At 61.2% G+C, this 15,460-nt stretch carries 16 protein-coding genes; all 16 read left to right on the forward strand.

Annotated features, from left to right (window positions below; translation table 11 throughout):
• Positions 1–337 precede the first annotated feature (337 nt).
• The 16 genes from ACMGE0_RS07885 (at position 338) to ACMGE0_RS07960 (ending at position 15,442) form a co-directional block, all read left to right on the forward strand.
• Complete coding sequence (locus tag ACMGE0_RS07885; protein WP_436815314.1) at positions 338–703, forward strand: NADH-quinone oxidoreductase subunit A; 366 nt, start codon at positions 338–340, stop codon at positions 701–703.
• Positions 694–1,275: a NuoB/complex I 20 kDa subunit family protein gene (locus ACMGE0_RS07890; protein WP_436815315.1), complete on the forward strand. Its 582-nt coding sequence runs from the start codon at positions 694–696 to the stop codon at positions 1,273–1,275. The genes ACMGE0_RS07885 and ACMGE0_RS07890 overlap by 10 nt, the downstream gene beginning before the upstream one ends.
• 32 nt (positions 1,276–1,307) lie before the next feature.
• The gene (locus tag ACMGE0_RS07895; protein WP_436815316.1) at positions 1,308–1,910 is read left to right on the forward strand and encodes an NADH-quinone oxidoreductase subunit C; all 603 of its coding nucleotides are present in this window, start codon (positions 1,308–1,310) and stop codon (positions 1,908–1,910) included.
• An 89-nt stretch (positions 1,911–1,999) separates the two neighbouring features.
• A complete protein-coding gene (locus ACMGE0_RS07900) occupies positions 2,000–2,341 on the forward strand; it encodes a four helix bundle protein (protein ID WP_436815511.1) in 342 nt (113 codons plus the stop codon).
• Between the two features lie 63 nt (positions 2,342–2,404).
• Positions 2,405–3,595 carry an NADH-quinone oxidoreductase subunit D gene (locus ACMGE0_RS07905; RefSeq protein ID WP_436815317.1) on the forward strand — a complete coding sequence of 397 codons (1,191 nt, stop codon included), beginning with the start codon at positions 2,405–2,407 and terminating at the stop codon, positions 3,593–3,595.
• Positions 3,595–3,858 carry a hypothetical protein gene (locus ACMGE0_RS07910; RefSeq protein WP_436815318.1) on the forward strand — a complete coding sequence of 88 codons (264 nt, stop codon included), beginning with the start codon at positions 3,595–3,597 and terminating at the stop codon, positions 3,856–3,858. The genes ACMGE0_RS07905 and ACMGE0_RS07910 overlap by 1 nt, the downstream gene beginning before the upstream one ends.
• A gap of 16 nt (positions 3,859–3,874) precedes the next feature.
• The gene (gene nuoE, locus ACMGE0_RS07915; RefSeq protein ID WP_436815319.1) at positions 3,875–5,074 is read left to right on the forward strand and encodes an NADH-quinone oxidoreductase subunit NuoE; all 1,200 of its coding nucleotides are present in this window, start codon (positions 3,875–3,877) and stop codon (positions 5,072–5,074) included.
• Positions 5,075–5,084: 10 nt separating this feature from the next.
• Positions 5,085–6,389 (forward strand): NADH-quinone oxidoreductase subunit NuoF, encoded by a 1,305-nt coding sequence (gene nuoF / locus ACMGE0_RS07920; protein ID WP_436815320.1) that lies wholly within the window; start codon positions 5,085–5,087, stop codon positions 6,387–6,389.
• Between the two features lie 4 nt (positions 6,390–6,393).
• Entirely contained in the window at positions 6,394–7,095 is a 702-nt protein-coding gene (locus ACMGE0_RS07925) for a helix-hairpin-helix domain-containing protein (protein ID WP_436815321.1), read from the forward strand.
• Between the two features lie 58 nt (positions 7,096–7,153).
• Positions 7,154–9,247 (forward strand): NADH-quinone oxidoreductase subunit NuoG, encoded by a 2,094-nt coding sequence (gene nuoG, locus ACMGE0_RS07930; protein ID WP_436815322.1) that lies wholly within the window; start codon positions 7,154–7,156, stop codon positions 9,245–9,247.
• Positions 9,248–9,255: 8 nt separating this feature from the next.
• Positions 9,256–10,299, forward strand: coding sequence for an NADH-quinone oxidoreductase subunit NuoH (nuoH, locus tag ACMGE0_RS07935; protein WP_436815323.1), 1,044 nt, complete (start codon positions 9,256–9,258; stop codon positions 10,297–10,299).
• Positions 10,300–10,351: 52 nt separating this feature from the next.
• A complete protein-coding gene (gene nuoI / locus ACMGE0_RS07940; RefSeq protein WP_085423060.1) occupies positions 10,352–10,843 on the forward strand; it encodes an NADH-quinone oxidoreductase subunit NuoI in 492 nt (163 codons plus the stop codon).
• A 134-nt stretch (positions 10,844–10,977) separates the two neighbouring features.
• Entirely contained in the window at positions 10,978–11,592 is a 615-nt protein-coding gene (locus ACMGE0_RS07945) for an NADH-quinone oxidoreductase subunit J (protein ID WP_436815324.1), read from the forward strand.
• Positions 11,593–11,614: 22 nt separating this feature from the next.
• A complete protein-coding gene (gene nuoK / locus ACMGE0_RS07950; protein ID WP_085423062.1) occupies positions 11,615–11,923 on the forward strand; it encodes an NADH-quinone oxidoreductase subunit NuoK in 309 nt (102 codons plus the stop codon).
• Positions 11,924–11,930: 7 nt separating this feature from the next.
• Positions 11,931–13,931, forward strand: coding sequence for an NADH-quinone oxidoreductase subunit L (gene nuoL, locus ACMGE0_RS07955; RefSeq protein ID WP_436815325.1), 2,001 nt, complete (start codon positions 11,931–11,933; stop codon positions 13,929–13,931).
• Positions 13,931–15,442 carry an NADH-quinone oxidoreductase subunit M gene (locus tag ACMGE0_RS07960; RefSeq protein ID WP_436815326.1) on the forward strand — a complete coding sequence of 504 codons (1,512 nt, stop codon included), beginning with the start codon at positions 13,931–13,933 and terminating at the stop codon, positions 15,440–15,442. The genes nuoL and ACMGE0_RS07960 overlap by 1 nt, the downstream gene beginning before the upstream one ends.
• The last annotated feature ends 18 nt before the right edge of the window (positions 15,443–15,460 follow it).

Here is a 15,460-nt window from a genome sequence, read left to right on the forward strand (position 1 = left end):
GGTGTAGCTCAGTCGGTTAGAGTGCCGGCCTGTCACGCCGGAGGTCGCGGGTTCGAGCCCCGTCACTCGCGCCATCTATCCTCGTTTTGGACGCGCGCTTTTAAAACGATTTGGACGCAGTCCGTCCTTCGCCATTGACGCCCGCGGTCGTCGTCGTGATACCGCCGCCCACAATCGTTTGAAGTGCTCCATTTTGGCGCAGGATGCGACATTCAAAAAGCTTGCGCCGGGGCTTCGGCTGCGCTAGTCACGGCTTGTTGCAATGCACGTTCGCTTGGCTTGTGCATTGGTTTTAAAGCGTCGCCCGACGCTTCGAGGCAAGCTGGGATCGAATACCATGAGTGAACTTCTCACTTCCTATATCCCGATCGCGATCTTCATCGGCATATCCATGGTGATCGGCATCGCGCTTCTGATTGCGCCGTTCGCCGTGGCCTACAAGGCGCCCGATTCGGAAAAGCTTTCGGCCTATGAATGCGGCTTTAACGCCTTCGACGATGCGCGCATGAAGTTCGACATCCGATTCTATCTGGTTTCGATCCTGTTCATCATCTTCGATCTCGAGGTGGCCTTCCTGTTCCCCTGGGCGGTCTCCTTCGGAGATATCGGCTGGTTCGGCTTCTGGTCGATGATGGTTTTCCTGGCCGTCCTGACGGTCGGCTTTATCTATGAATGGAAGAAAGGAGCGCTGGAATGGGAGTAGTCGATAGCGGCAGCACCCTCGTCGCGCCGCAACCAAAGGGCATTATCGATCCGAATACCGGCAAGCCCATCGGCAGCGACGACGCGTTCTTCGGCGAGATCAACAACGAGCTCGCCGACAAGGGTTTTCTCGTCACTTCGACCGACGAGCTGATCAACTGGGCCCGCACGGGCTCGCTGATGTGGATGACGTTCGGCCTCGCCTGCTGCGCCGTGGAGATGATGCAGCTCTCCATGCCGCGCTATGACGTCGAGCGTTTCGGCTTCGCGCCGCGCGCTTCTCCGCGCCAGTCGGACGTCATGATCGTCGCCGGCACGCTGACCAACAAGATGGCGCCCGCGCTGCGCAAGGTCTATGACCAGATGCCGGAGCCGCGCTACGTCATTTCCATGGGCTCCTGTGCCAACGGCGGCGGTTACTACCATTATTCCTATTCTGTGGTGCGCGGCTGCGATCGCGTCGTGCCGATCGATATCTACGTTCCGGGCTGTCCCCCCACGGCGGAGGCGCTGCTTTACGGCGTGCTTCTGCTGCAGAAGAAGATTCGGCGCACCGGTACGATCGAGCGCTGAGGGCCAAAGGCTTAGGGTAATAGGACAAGAACATGAGTGAAGCCCTGAACGAGCTTTCGATCTATATCCGCGAAGCGCGCTCCTCCCTCGTGGAGAGCGCGGAAATTGCCTATGGCGAGCTGACGCTGACGGCGAAGCCGGACAACCTGGTTCCGCTGCTCACTTTTCTGCGGGACGATGTGCAGTGCGGTTTCGTCAGTTTCGTCGACATCTGCGGTGTGGACTATCCGGCGCGCGAAAAACGTTTCGATGTGGTCTATCACCTGCTCTCGCCACGCCAGAACCAGCGCATCCGCGTCAAGGTGGCTGTTGCCGAGGATGAGCCGGTTCCGTCAGCCTTTTCCGTCTATCCGGGCGCCGACTGGTTCGAGCGCGAGGCCTGGGATATGTACGGCATTCTGTTTACCGGACACCCGGACCTGCGCCGGATCCTGACGGATTACGGCTTCGAAGGCCACCCGCTGCGCAAGGATTTCCCGACCACCGGTTTCGTCGAGGTTCGCTACGACGACAACGCCAAGCGCGTCGTCTACGAGCCCGTCGAGCTGCGCCAGGAATTCCGTAATTTTGATTTCTTGAGTCCCTGGGAAGGTACTGATTATGTCCTGCCCGGAGACGAAAAAGCGAAAGCTTGATTTAGTAGATAGGCGAATAGCGAGTAGCGAATAGCGAATAGTTATCGCCAAAAGAAAGGAAGACGCAGACGATCAACTCCTACAAGGATCTGAAAGTTTGGCAGCAAGCAATAGAACTTGCGGTTCATTGCTATCGTGCGACTGATGGGTTCCCGAAGAGTGAAGTATACGGTTTGACGGCTCAGATTCGCAGGGCTGCAGCTTCGGTGGCAGCAAATATCGCGGAAGGTCATGGACGGGAAAACACCGGAAGCTTCATTCAGTTTCTCAGGATCGCCCAGGGTTCTTTGAAGGAGTTGGAGACGCACATGATCATAGCGCGCAAAGTGGAAATTCTCCTGGCATCGCAGTTTCAAAGTCTGATGGAACAATACGATGAAATTGGTCGAATGATCCGCGCGCTGATCAGAAGTCTGCAGGAAAAGGCATGACTGCAATGCATGAACTATTCGTTATTCGCTATTCGCTAATTCCTACAAGCGCGGAGCGCGCACATGACTGAACACAACGTTCGCAACTTCAACATCAATTTCGGACCGCAGCATCCGGCGGCGCACGGTGTCCTTCGCCTCGTCCTGGAACTGGACGGCGAAATTGTCGAGCGCGTCGATCCGCATATCGGCCTGCTGCACCGCGGCACCGAAAAGCTGATCGAGACCAAGACCTATCTGCAGGCCGTTCCCTATTTCGACCGCCTCGACTACGTCGCGCCGATGAACCAGGAACATGCCTTCGCGCTCGCGGTCGAACGGTTGGTCGGCATCGATATCCCGATCCGCGGCCAGTTGATCCGCGTCCTCTATTCGGAAATCGGCCGTATCCTGTCCCATCTCCTGAACGTCACGACGCAGGCGATGGACGTCGGAGCGCTGACGCCGCCGCTCTGGGGCTTCGAAGAGCGTGAGAAGCTGATGGTCTTCTACGAGCGTGCTTCGGGCGCCCGCATGCATGCTGCTTATTTCCGCCCGGGCGGCGTGCATCAGGACCTGCCGCATGAACTGGTCGAGGATATCGGCAAGTGGTGCGACGAATTCCCGGCAAAGCTCGACGACATCGATGATCTCCTGACCGGCAACCGCATCTTCAAGCAGCGCAACGTCGATATCGGTGTCGTGAAGCTGGAGGATGCCTGGGCCTGGGGGTTCTCGGGCGTCATGGTGCGCGGTTCGGGCGCGGCCTGGGACCTGCGTCGCGCGCAGCCCTACGAATGCTATTCCGAGCTCGATTTCGACATTCCGATCGGCAAGAACGGCGATTGCTACGACCGTTACCTCATCCGCATGATCGAGATGCGCGAATCGGTGAAGATCATGAAGCAGTGCGTCAACCGCCTGCTGGGCGATGCCAAGACCGGCCCGTTCTCGTCCACGGACGGCAAGGTCGTCCCGCCGAAGCGCGGCGAGATGAAGCGTTCCATGGAAGCGCTGATCCATCACTTCAAGCTCTATACGGAAGGCTATCACGTGCCGGCCGGCGAGGTTTATGCCGCGGTCGAAGCCCCGAAGGGCGAGTTCGGCGTCTTCCTCGTCGCCGACGGCACCAACAAGCCCTATCGCTGCAAGATCCGCGCTCCGGGTTACGCCCATCTGCAGGCGATGGATTTCATCTGTCGCGGGCATCAGTTGGCGGACGTTTCGGCTGTCCTCGGCTCGCTCGACATCGTGTTCGGTGAGGTGGACCGCTGATGATCCGCGCCGTCGTTTTCGCAAGTCTGCTCCTGGCTGCTCCGTCTGCGCTCGCGCAGCAGGGTCAGTCGGCTGGGCAGTTCGGCGGATCGACGGAAAGCGGCGGGTCGAAATCCATGGGCGATCTCCTGTCGGAAGGATATGAGATCAAAGCGTCCGCACCCAGCGGAACAAAGTTCATAGTGTTCATGCAGAAAGAGAAGTCTGCCTATGCCTGCGAATTCGTGTCGCTGACGCGCTCGCGGTGTGGAACCATAAACTGATAAGGCGTGGAAAAGAATGTCCGTTCGTCGATTAGCCGAAGACAAGGTGCAGCCGGCAGTATTCGCCTTCAATGACGAGAATGCCGTCTGGGCCGAGGCAACGATCAGGAAGTATCCGGAAGGCCGGCAGCAGTCCGCCGTCATTCCGCTTCTGATGCGGGCGCAGGAGCAGGATGGCTGGGTCACCCGTGCGGCGATCGAATATGTCGCGAACAAGCTGGACATGCCGCTCATCCGGGTGCTGGAGGTCGCGACCTTCTACACCCAGTTCCAGTTGAAGCCGGTCGGCACCCGCGCCCATATCCAGGTCTGCGGCACGACGCCGTGCATGCTGCGCGGCGCGGAAGACCTGATGAAGGTCTGTCAGAAGAAGATCCATCACGATCCCTTCGAGCTCAATGCCGACGGCACGCTCTCCTGGGAAGAGGTCGAATGTCAGGGCGCCTGCGTCAACGCCCCCATGGTCATCATCTTCAAGGATGCCTATGAGGACCTGACGCCGGAGCGCCTGGAAGAGATCATCGACGCTTTCGAAGCGGGCAGGGGCCACGAGATCAAGCCCGGCCCGCAGATCGATAGGCATTTCGCCGCACCGGAAGGGGGCCCGCTGACCCTTCTCGAGGACGTGAAGCCCGTCCGCACCAATCTCGAACCGCAGCCGGCTGCCGATGCGGCGCCGGTTCCGCCGGCCGATGCCGCCCGTCCGAAGGATACGGCGCCGGAAACCGATCCGAAGCTCAAGACGCCCGCCACCGCGCCGAAGGCCGCTGCGAAGAACGCCAAAGCTGCCGAGGCCCAGCCGCTTTCGGGCACTGCCAAGAGCGAACCGGACCCGAAAGCCGTCGGCAGCACCGCCGAAGGCGCGCCCGCAGAGCCCGGTGCCGCAACGGCGCCGGCCAAGCCGACCGCTGCCAAGGTAGAGAAGCCGTCGCTGGAGGACAAGAACCGTCCGAAAGGGATCGAGCGTCCGGCTGTGCCCGACGATCTCAAGATGATCTCCGGCGTCGGTCCGAAGATCGAGGGCATTCTGCACGAGCTCGGCATCTTCACTTTCGCGCAAGTCGCCGCATGGAAGAAGGCGGAGCGCGAATGGATCGACGGATATCTGAATTTCAAGGGCCGCATCGAGCGCGACGACTGGGTGAAGCAGGCGAAGGCGCTCGCCAAGGGCGGCGAGGCCGAATACATTAAAGTCTTCGGCAAGAAGCCGCGGTAAGGGGTGAGACATGCTTAAGGATCAGGATCGCATCTTCACCAATATCTACGGCCTCAAGGACAAGTCGCTCAAAGGCGCGATGAGCCGCGGCCACTGGGACGGCACCAAACAGATCCTCGAAAAGGGCCGTGACTGGATCATCAACGAGATGAAGGCCTCCGGCCTTCGCGGCCGCGGCGGTGCAGGCTTCCCGACCGGCCTCAAGTGGTCGTTCATGCCGAAGGAATCGGATGGTCGCCCGCATTACCTCGTGGTCAATGCCGACGAATCTGAGCCCGGCACCTGCAAGGACCGCGAAATCATGCGCCACGATCCGCACACGCTGATCGAAGGCTGCGTCATCGCCGGTTTCGCCATGGGCGCCCATACGGCTTACATCTATGTCCGCGGCGAATACATGCGCGAGCGCGAGGCACTGCAGGCGGCGATCGACGAGTGCTATGATTTCGGCCTGCTCGGCAAGAACAGCAAGCTCGGCTGGGATTTCGACATCTACATCCATCACGGCGCCGGCGCTTACATCTGCGGCGAAGAGACGGCGCTGCTCGAAAGCCTCGAAGGCAAGAAGGGTCAGCCGCGCCTGAAGCCGCCGTTCCCGGCGAATATGGGTCTCTACGGCTGCCCGACGACGGTCAACAACGTCGAATCGATCGCGGTCGCGCCAACCATCCTGCGCCGCGGCGCCGGCTGGTTCTCGTCTATCGGCCGCCCGAACAATGTCGGCACCAAACTCTTCATGATCTCGGGCCACGTGAACAAGCCCTGCACGGTCGAGGAAGCCATGAGCATTCCCTTCCGCGAGCTGATCGAGAAGCATGCCGGCGGCATCCGCGGTGGTTGGGACAATCTCCTCGGCGTCATTCCGGGCGGCGCATCCTGCCCGATCATTCGCGGCGAGGACATGGACGACGCCATCATGGACTTCGACGGCATGCGCGACAAGAAGTCGTCGTTCGGCACGGCAGCCATCATCGTCATGGACAAGTCGACCGACGTCATCAAGGCGATCGCGCGCCTCTCGGCCTTCTTCAAGCATGAGAGCTGCGGGCAATGCACGCCCTGCCGCGAAGGCACGGGCTGGATGTGGCGCGTCATGGAGCGCATGGTGAAGGGCAACGCGCAGAAGCGCGAGATCGACATGCTCTTCCAGGTCTCCAAGCAGATCGAAGGCCACACGATCTGCGCGCTCGGTGATGCGGCCGCCTGGCCGGTTCAGGGCCTCATCCGCAACTTCCGTGCGGAGATCGAGGCTCGCATCGACCAGTATACCTACAACGCCATGGACCATGGCGCCGTTCTGGAAGCTGCGGAGTAAGGATTTGACGAAGAAAGGTGAGGATCGGCGGGATATGGAGGCGGCGGATCGGCATCCGGCGTTCGATCCCGCGCGCTTGCCTTATTTTTCCGAAGCGCTGTCGCTCAATCCGCTGCTGGCGCATCCGGCCGCCGCCATGGCGACCGCGACCGCGATCGGTTTCGGGTTTGCGAACCAGATGGCGAGCGCTTTCTTCGGCGCGCTGCAGGGGGCAATGGAAGTTGCCAACCGTCAGAATGCCGGTACCCAGGAAGCCGAGGCTTCGGCTCCGATCGAGAAGCCTGTGAAGCCGGTTGACGCTGTTCTGGCAGAGCCGGCTCCGGTCGCCGTGAAAGCAAAGCCCGTCCGCAAGGCGGCCGCGTCTGCGCCTGCAGCGAAGAAGCCGGCTTCGAAGGTGGTTTCCGTGAAGGCTGCTGCCAGGATCAAGCCTGCGCCGGAGGCCGCCGCGGCAGCTTCGGTCCAAAAACCGGTCAGGGCAAAACGGGCTGCCAGGGCATCCGCCGCAGCCGGCGCAGGCGATCTGAAGCGGATTTCGGGCATCGGCCCGAAGCTGGAAGGGGTTCTGAAGGGCATGGGCGTCACCGGCCTGGCGGAGATCGCCGCCTGGGGCGATGCCGATATCGCCCGCTTCGACAAGGAATTGGGTTTCGAGGGGCGCATCAGGCGGGACGATTGGGTCGGCCAGGCGAAAGCTCTGTTGAAATAAGAGATCATGTCCCGGGCGTCCGCGCTCAAGGGATGGAACTAAGGACGTTAGTGAGACGATGGTTAAGCTGAAGGTAGACGGCAAGGAAATCGAGGTTCCGGATCATTTCACGCTGCTCCAGGCGTGCGAGGAAGCCGGCGCCGAGGTCCCGCGCTTTTGTTTTCACGAGCGTCTTTCGGTCGCGGGCAATTGCCGCATGTGCCTGATCGAGGTGAAGGGCGGGCCGCCGAAGCCGGCGGCTTCCTGCGCCATGGGTGTGCGCGACATCCGCGGCGGCCCGAACGGCGAGCTGCCGGAAGTCTTCACCAACACGCCCATGGTCAAGAAGGCCCGCGAAGGCGTGATGGAATTCCTGCTGATCAACCATCCGCTCGATTGCCCGATCTGCGACCAGGGCGGCGAGTGCGACCTGCAGGACCAGGCCATGGCCTTCGGCATCGATAGCTCGCGCTACACGGAAAACAAGCGCGCCGTCGAAGACAAGTATATCGGCCCTCTGGTCAAGACCGTGATGAACCGCTGCATCCACTGCACGCGCTGCGTCCGCTTCACGACGGAGGTCGGCGGCATTTCCGAGCTCGGCCTCATCGGCCGCGGTGAGGACGCCGAGATCACCACCTATCTCGAACATGCCATGACCTCCGAGCTGCAAGGCAATGTCATCGACCTTTGCCCGGTCGGCGCACTGACCTCGCGGCCCTTCGCCTTCACCGCCCGCCCGTGGGAGCTCAACAAGACCGAATCGATCGACGTGATGGATGCGGTCGGTTCGGCGATCCGCGTCGATACCCGCGGCCGCGAAGTCATGCGCATCATGCCGCGCGTCAACGAACAGGTGAACGAGGAGTGGATCTCCGACAAGACCCGCTTCATCTGGGACGGCCTGAAGACCCAGCGCCTCGACCGGCCTTACGTCCGCAGGAACGGCCGTCTGCAGGCCGCGTCCTGGGGAGAGGCCTTCGGCGCCATCAGGGCCGCGGTTTCGGCAACCTCCGCCGAGAAGATCGGTGCGATCGCCGGTGACCTTGCCTCGGTCGAGGAGATGTACGCGCTCAAGGAACTGATCCGCTCGCTCGGATCGGAGAACCTCGACTGTCGCCAGGACGGGACGGCGCTTGATCCGTCGCTCGGCCGCGCGAGCTATCTCTTCAACCCGACCATCGAAGGCATCGAACAGGCGGGTGCCTTGCTCCTCGTCGGTGCCAATCCGCGCCTCGAAGCTGCCGTCCTCAACGCTCGCATCCGCAAGCGTTTCCGCCGCGGCAACTTCCCGATCGGCGTGATCGGCGAAGTCAGCGAGCTGCGTTACGTCTACGACTATCTCGGCGCCGGCCCGGAAACGCTTTCGGATCTTTCCTCCGGGGCAAGCAGCTTCGTCGACAAGCTGCGCAATGCCAAGAATCCGATGATCATCGTGGGGCAGGGGGCTCTTGCCCGCCCGGATGGTGCTGCGGTTCTCGCCGCCGCCGCTCAGCTCGCGGGCTCCGTCGGCGCGCTGACGGAAGACTGGAACGGTTTTGCCGTGCTGCACACCGCCGCTTCCCGCGTCGGCGGCCTCGACCTCGGCTTCGTGCCGGGCGCCAAGGGCGCCAACACCGCTCGGATGCTGGCCGGCATGGACGTCCTTTTCCTGCTCGGCGCCGATGAGCTCGACTTCTCGAAAAAGGGCGCCAGATTCACCGTCTATATCGGCAGCCACGGCGATGCCGGTGCGCATAATGCCGACGTCATCCTGCCGGGCGCTACCTATACGGAAAAGTCCGGCACCTGGGTCAATACCGAAGGCCGCGTCCAGGTGGGCAACCGCGCCGGTTTCGCACCGGGCGAGGCCCGCGAGGACTGGGCGATCCTGCGTGCGCTGTCGGATGTGCTCGGAAGCAAGCTGCCCTTCGATTCTCTCGCTCAATTGCGTTTGAAGCTCTATGAAGCCTATCCGCATTTCGCCGCCGCCGACGAGATCGCGGCCGGCTCTGTCAACGAAATTGCCGCACTTGGCCAAAAAGCCGGTGGCCAAAAGAGTGAAATGACGAAGTCCGGGTTTGCGTCGCCGATCAAAGACTTCTATTTGACGAACCCGATCGCCCGCGCTTCTGCCGTCATGGCCGAATGCTCGGCATTGGCCCGCAACAATTTCCAGGCTGCGGCGGAGTAATTTTGAACATGGATTCGTTCTTTTCCATCTACGTCTGGCCAGGCATCGTCATGGTCGCACAGTCGCTCCTGCTGCTGGTCTGCCTGCTTGTCTTCATCGCCTATATCCTCCTCGCCGACCGCAAGATCTGGGCGGCCGTGCAGCTTCGCCGCGGCCCGAACGTCGTCGGCCCCTTCGGCCTCTTTCAGTCCTTCGCGGACTTGCTGAAGTTCGTCTTCAAGGAGCCGGTCATTCCGGCCGGTGCAAACAAGAGCGTCTTCCTGCTCGCGCCGCTCGTTGCCGTGACGCTGGCGCTCGCTACCTGGGCAGTCATCCCGTTGAACGAAGGTTGGGTGATCGCCAACATCAATGTCGGCATCCTCTACGTCTTCGCCATCTCCTCGCTCGAAGTCTATGGCATCATCATGGGCGGCTGGGCTTCGAACTCGAAATATCCGTTCCTCGGCGCGCTCCGTTCGGCGGCGCAAATGGTGTCCTACGAAGTCTCGATCGGCTTCGTCATCGTCACCGTGCTGCTCTGCGTCGGCTCCCTGAACCTGACCGACATCGTCAACGCGCAGCATGACGGCCTCGGAACGATGCTCGGCCTGCCGGCCTCCTTCCTCGACTGGCACTGGCTGGCGCTCTTCCCGATGTTCGTCGTCTTCTTCATCTCGGCGCTCGCGGAAACCAATCGCCCGCCCTTCGACCTGCCGGAAGCGGAATCGGAACTCGTCGCCGGCTTCATGGTCGAATACGGCTCGACCCCATACATGATGTTCATGCTCGGCGAATATGCGGCCGTCGTGCTGATGTGCTCGCTGACGACCATCCTGTTCCTGGGCGGCTGGCTGCCGCCGGTCGACATCGCGATCCTCAACTGGGTGCCGGGCATCATCTGGTTCCTGCTGAAGGCGGGCTTCGTCTTCTTCATGTTCGCCATGGTGAAGGCCTTCGTGCCGCGCTACCGCTACGACCAGCTCATGCGCCTCGGCTGGAAGGTCTTCCTGCCGCTGTCGCTCGCCATGGTCGTCATTACCGCATTCGTGCTGAAGCTGATGGGATGGGCTTAAAGATGCCTGTTAAGATATTCACCCAAGCTTCTGGCATCATTGGAGAATAAAGATGGCAAGTCTCGGCCAGGCCGTGAATTCGCTGTTCCTGAAGGAGTTCGTCGGCGCCTTCTTCCTGTCGATGCGCTACTTCTTCAAGCAGAAGGCGACGATCAACTACCCGTTCGAGAAGGGGCCGGTTTCCCCGCGCTTCCGCGGCGAGCATGCGCTGCGCCGCTATCCGAACGGCGAGGAGCGCTGCATCGCCTGCAAGCTCTGCGAGGCGATCTGTCCTGCCCAGGCGATCACCATCGAAGCGGGCCCGCGCCGCAACGACGGCACCCGCCGCACGGTTCGTTACGACATCGACATGGTGAAGTGCATCTATTGCGGCTTCTGCCAGGAGGCCTGCCCGGTCGACGCGATCGTCGAGGGTCCGAACTTCGAGTTCTCGACGGAAACGCGCGAGGAGCTTTACTTCGACAAGGCGCGGCTGCTTGAGAACGGCGATCGCTGGGAGCGGGAGATCGCCCGCAATATCGCTTTGGATGCGCCCTACCGCTGAGGCGGGATGCGTCTTCCGGTGCCACCCCGGCGCTGGTCACATTGGATGAAATGCCCGGTGCGGAAATGACGGCGCCGGGTTTCGACGGGAAGGGGCGTCCGCCCTGATCCCGGTGAGGACGAAAAGGCACCACGATGGGTCTGCAGGCTATCTTCTTCTATCTCTTTGCGTTCGTCGCGGTGGCGTCGGCGTTCATGGTCATCTCGGCCAAGAACCCGGTCCACTCGGTGCTCTTTCTCATCCTGGTCTTCTTCAATGCGGCGGGTCTCTTCCTGCTGACGGGCGCCGAATTCCTGGCGATGATCCTGCTGGTCGTCTATATCGGCGCGGTCGCGGTCCTCTTCCTCTTCGTCGTGATGATGCTCGACATCGACTTTGCGGAATTGCGCTCCGGCGTGCTGCAATATGCGCCGATCGGTATCCTGATCGGCCTCATCGTCGCAGCCGAGCTCATCGTCGTCATCGGCGGCAGCGTTCTCACCACGGACGCGGCGCAGGCGATCACCATGCCGATCCCCAACCCGGCGGAACGCACCAATACGGCCGCGCTCGGCGACGTGCTCTATACGAATTACGTCTACTTCTTCCAGATCGCCGGCCTGGTGCTCCTGGTGGCGATGATCGGCGCGATCGTATTGACGCTGCGTCACCGCACCAACATCAAGCGGCAGGATATTTCCAGGCAGGTGGCCCGTACGCCCGCGACCGCCGTCGAGGTGGTCAAGGTCAAGCCGGGCCAGGGCGTCTGAGACAGGGAACAGGAACAGAAAAATGGAAATCGGACTTTCCCATTATCTCACGGTCAGCGCCATCCTCTTCATCCTCGGCGTTTTCGGCATTTTCCTGAACCGCAAGAACGTCATCATCATCCTGATGTCGGTGGAGCTCATCCTGCTTTCGGTCAACCTCAACATGGTGGCTTTCTCCTCCTTCCTGAACGACATCGTCGGCCAGGTCTTCGCATTGTTCATTCTGACCGTCGCGGCCGCGGAAGCCGCCATCGGTCTTGCAATTCTCGTCGTCTTCTACCGCAACCGCGGCTCGATCGCCGTGGAAGACGTCAATATGATGAAGGGTTGATCGGGTCATGATCTATCAGGCAATCGTCTTCCTTCCCCTGATCGGCTTCCTCATCGCCGGGCTGTTCGGCCGCTCGATCGGCGCCAAGGCCTCCGAATACGTGACCTCCGGCCTGATGGTCGTCGCAGCCGTTCTGTCCTGGATCGTCTTCTTCAACGTCGCGCTCGCTCATGGCGAAGCCGGCGAGGTCATCAAGGTTCCGGTGATGCGCTGGATCCAGTCCGGCGGCATCGACGTCGAATGGGCTTTCCGCGTCGATACGCTGACGGCGGTCATGTTCGTGGTCGTCAACACGGTCTCGTCGCTGGTGCATATCTATTCGATCGGCTACATGCACCACGACCCGCACCGACCGCGCTTCTTCGCCTATCTGTCGCTCTTCACCTTCGCCATGCTGATGCTGGTGACCTCCGACAACCTTGCCCAGATGTTCTTCGGCTGGGAAGGCGTCGGCCTGGCGTCCTACCTGCTCATCGGCTTCTGGTACAAGAAGCCGTCGGCCTCCGCCGCCGCGATGAAGGCCTTCATCGTCAACCGTGTCGGCGATTTCGGTTTCGTGCTCGGCATTGCCTGCGTCTTCGTGCTCTTCGGCTCGATCAGCTTCGAGACGATCTTCGCCGCCGCGGCCACCTACCTGCCGGCCGAGGGTTCGCCGGAAGCCTCTCAGGTCATCGTCAACATCTTCGGCCTGCAGCTCGACAAGGCGGGCGCGATGACCGTCGTCTGCCTGCTGCTCTTCATGGGTGCGATGGGCAAATCGGCGCAGTTCCTGCTGCACACCTGGCTGCCGGACGCCATGGAAGGCCCTACGCCGGTCTCGGCCCTCATCCATGCCGCGACGATGGTCACTGCCGGCGTGTTCCTGGTCGCCCGCATGTCGCCGCTCTTCGAACTGTCGCATGATGCGCTGCTCGTGGTGACGATCATCGGCGCGATCACCGCCTTCTTCGCGGCGACCGTCGGCCTCGTCCAGAACGACATCAAGCGCGTCATCGCCTATTCCACCTGCTCGCAGCTCGGCTATATGTTCGTCGCGCTCGGAGTGGGAGCCTACGGCGCGGCGATCTTCCACCTCTTCACGCACGCCTTCTTCAAGGCGCTGCTGTTCCTTGGCGCAGGCTCGGTCATCCACGCCGTCGATGGCGAGCAGGACATGCGCTACATGGGCGGGCTCAGAAAGCACATCCCGATCACCTTCTGGATGATGACGATCGGCACGCTGGCGCTGACCGGCGTCGGCATTCCCGGCACGATGATCGGCTTCGCCGGCTTCTTCTCCAAGGACGTGATCATCGAGAGCGCGTTTGCCTCACACTCCGTGGCTTCGGGCTTCGCCTTCACATTGCTGGTCGTCGCGGCTCTTTTCACGAGCTTTTATTCCTGGCGTCTCGCCTTCCTGACTTTCTTCGGCAAGCCGCGCGCTTCCGCCGACGTCATGCACCACGTGCATGAATCGCCGGCGGTCATGCTGGTGCCGCTCTACATTCTTGGCATAGGTGCGGTTCTCGCCGGCGTGATCTTCGAAGGCTATTTCTTCGGTCATGAGTATGCCGAGTTCTGGAAGGGTGCGCTCTTCACGCTGCCGGACAACCATATCCTCGAAGAGTTCCACCACGTGCCGCTGCTGGTGAAGTGGAGCCCGTTCATCGCCATGGCGATCGGCTTCGCCACCGCATGGTATTTCTACATCAAGTCGCCGGAAACGCCCCGCCGTCTCGCCGCCTCGCAGAAGGTTCTCTACGAATTCCTGCTCAACAAGTGGTATTTCGACGAGATCTACGATTTCCTCTTCGTCCGTTCCGCCAAGGCGCTTGGCCGGTTCCTCTGGCAGAAGGGTGATATCGGCGTCATTGATACCTACGGCCCGAACGGCATTGCCGCCCGTGTGGTCGACGTCACCAGCCGGGTGGTCAAGCTGCAGTCCGGTTACCTTTATCACTATGCGTTCGCGATGCTGATCGGCATCGCCGCCCTCGTCACCTGGATGATGCTCGGGAGCTCAATCTAATGACCGACTGGCCAATTCTCTCGACGGTCACCTTCCTGCCGCTGGTCGGCGTCGTACTCCTGCTTCTGACGCGGGAGGACAGTCCCTTTGGCCGCCGCAACATCCTGAACGTCTCGCTGTTCACGACGGTCTTCACCTTCATCGTTTCGCTGTTCATCTGGATCGGCTTCGACAATTCGAACCCGGGCTTCCAGATGGTTGAGAAGCATGCCTGGCTCGGCACCGGCATTTCATATCATCTCGGCGTCGACGGCATCTCCATGCTGTTCGTCATCCTGACGACCTTCCTGATGCCCTTCTGCGTGCTGGCGAGCTGGGAGTCGGTCGAGAAGCGCCTGAAGGAATACATGATCGCCTTCCTGCTTCTGGAAGTGGTCATGGTCGGCGTCTTCGTCTCGCTCGACGTTGTCCTCTTCTACGTCTTCTTCGAAGCGACGCTGATCCCGATGTTCGTCATCATCGGTGTCTGGGGCGGCAAGGATCGCGTCTACGCTTCCTACAAGTTCTTCCTCTATACGCTGCTCGGCTCGGTACTGATGATGCTCGCCATCATGGCCATGTACTGGCAGGCCGGCACGACCGACATTACCGAGCTCCTGAAATACGGTTTTCCGGCCGGCATGCAGACTTGGTTATGGCTTGCCTGCTTCGCGGCCTTCTCGGTCAAGATGCCGATGTGGCCGGTCCATACCTGGCTTCCGGACGCGCACGTGCAGGCTCCGACCGCCGGTTCGGTCATTCTGGCCGGTGTCATGCTGAAGCTCGGCGGTTATGGTTTCGTGCGCTTTTCGCTCGCCATGTTCCCGCTGGCTTCGGATTACTTCGCACCCTTCGTCTTCACGCTGTCGGTGCTCGCCATCATCTACACCTCGCTGGTGGCGATGATGCAGGACGACATCAAGAAGCTGATCGCCTATTCGTCGGTGGCGCATATGGGCTACGTCACCATGGGCATTTTCGCGGCGAACGTTCAAGGCCTGCAGGGCGCGCTCTTCCAGATGCTGTCGCACGGTATCGTCTCCGGTGCGCTCTTCCTCTGTGTCGGCGTTGTCTATGACCGGCTGCATACCCGCGAGATTGCGGCCTATGGCGGCCTCGTCAACAACATGCCGAAATATGCCGTCGCCTTCATGATCTTCACGATGGCGAATGTCGGCCTGCCGGGCACGTCCGGCTTCATCGGCGAATTCCTGACGATCATCGGCGTCTTCAGGGTCAACACCTGGGTGGCGCTCTTCGCGGCGACCGGCGTCATCCTTTCGGCCTCCTATGCGCTCTGGCTCTACCGCCGGGTGATCTTCGGCGCGCTGGAGAAGGAAAGCCTCAAGGCGCTGCTCGATCTTTCCACTCGCGAAAAGCTCATCCTCTATCCGCTGGTCGCGATCACCATCTTCTACGGCTTCTATCCGGCGCCGATCTTCGACGCGACGGCAGCCTCGGTGGACCTGATGGTGAACAATTATTCCGCAGCCCTGCAGGCGGCAAAAGACCTTGCACTCAACGTGCACTGAGACGGGACACGACTGGAC

The organism is Neorhizobium descurainiae (genome assembly GCF_051400715.1).
GTDB lineage: Bacteria > Pseudomonadota > Alphaproteobacteria > Rhizobiales > Rhizobiaceae > Neorhizobium.

Excerpts from the sequence above, each read along its gene's own strand:
- nuoE (WP_436815319.1), top strand. The coding sequence starts at position 3,875 with ATGTCCGTTCGTCGATTAGCCGAAGACAAGGTGCAGCCGGCAGTATTC.
- nuoL (WP_436815325.1), top strand. The coding sequence starts at position 11,931 with ATGATCTATCAGGCAATCGTCTTCCTTCCCCTGATCGGCTTCCTCATC.
- ACMGE0_RS07945 (WP_436815324.1), top strand. The coding sequence starts at position 10,978 with ATGGGTCTGCAGGCTATCTTCTTCTATCTCTTTGCGTTCGTCGCGGTG.
- ACMGE0_RS07895 (WP_436815316.1), top strand. The coding sequence starts at position 1,308 with ATGAGTGAAGCCCTGAACGAGCTTTCGATCTATATCCGCGAAGCGCGC.
- nuoH (WP_436815323.1), top strand. The coding sequence starts at position 9,256 with ATGGATTCGTTCTTTTCCATCTACGTCTGGCCAGGCATCGTCATGGTC.
- nuoF (WP_436815320.1), top strand. The coding sequence starts at position 5,085 with ATGCTTAAGGATCAGGATCGCATCTTCACCAATATCTACGGCCTCAAG.
- nuoG (WP_436815322.1), top strand. The coding sequence starts at position 7,154 with ATGGTTAAGCTGAAGGTAGACGGCAAGGAAATCGAGGTTCCGGATCAT.
- ACMGE0_RS07910 (WP_436815318.1), top strand. The coding sequence starts at position 3,595 with ATGATCCGCGCCGTCGTTTTCGCAAGTCTGCTCCTGGCTGCTCCGTCT.
- ACMGE0_RS07890 (WP_436815315.1), top strand. The coding sequence starts at position 694 with ATGGGAGTAGTCGATAGCGGCAGCACCCTCGTCGCGCCGCAACCAAAG.
- ACMGE0_RS07960 (WP_436815326.1), top strand. The coding sequence starts at position 13,931 with ATGACCGACTGGCCAATTCTCTCGACGGTCACCTTCCTGCCGCTGGTC.
- nuoI (WP_085423060.1), top strand. The coding sequence starts at position 10,352 with ATGGCAAGTCTCGGCCAGGCCGTGAATTCGCTGTTCCTGAAGGAGTTC.
- nuoK (WP_085423062.1), top strand. The coding sequence starts at position 11,615 with ATGGAAATCGGACTTTCCCATTATCTCACGGTCAGCGCCATCCTCTTC.
- ACMGE0_RS07885 (WP_436815314.1), top strand. The coding sequence starts at position 338 with ATGAGTGAACTTCTCACTTCCTATATCCCGATCGCGATCTTCATCGGC.
- ACMGE0_RS07905 (WP_436815317.1), top strand. The coding sequence starts at position 2,405 with ATGACTGAACACAACGTTCGCAACTTCAACATCAATTTCGGACCGCAG.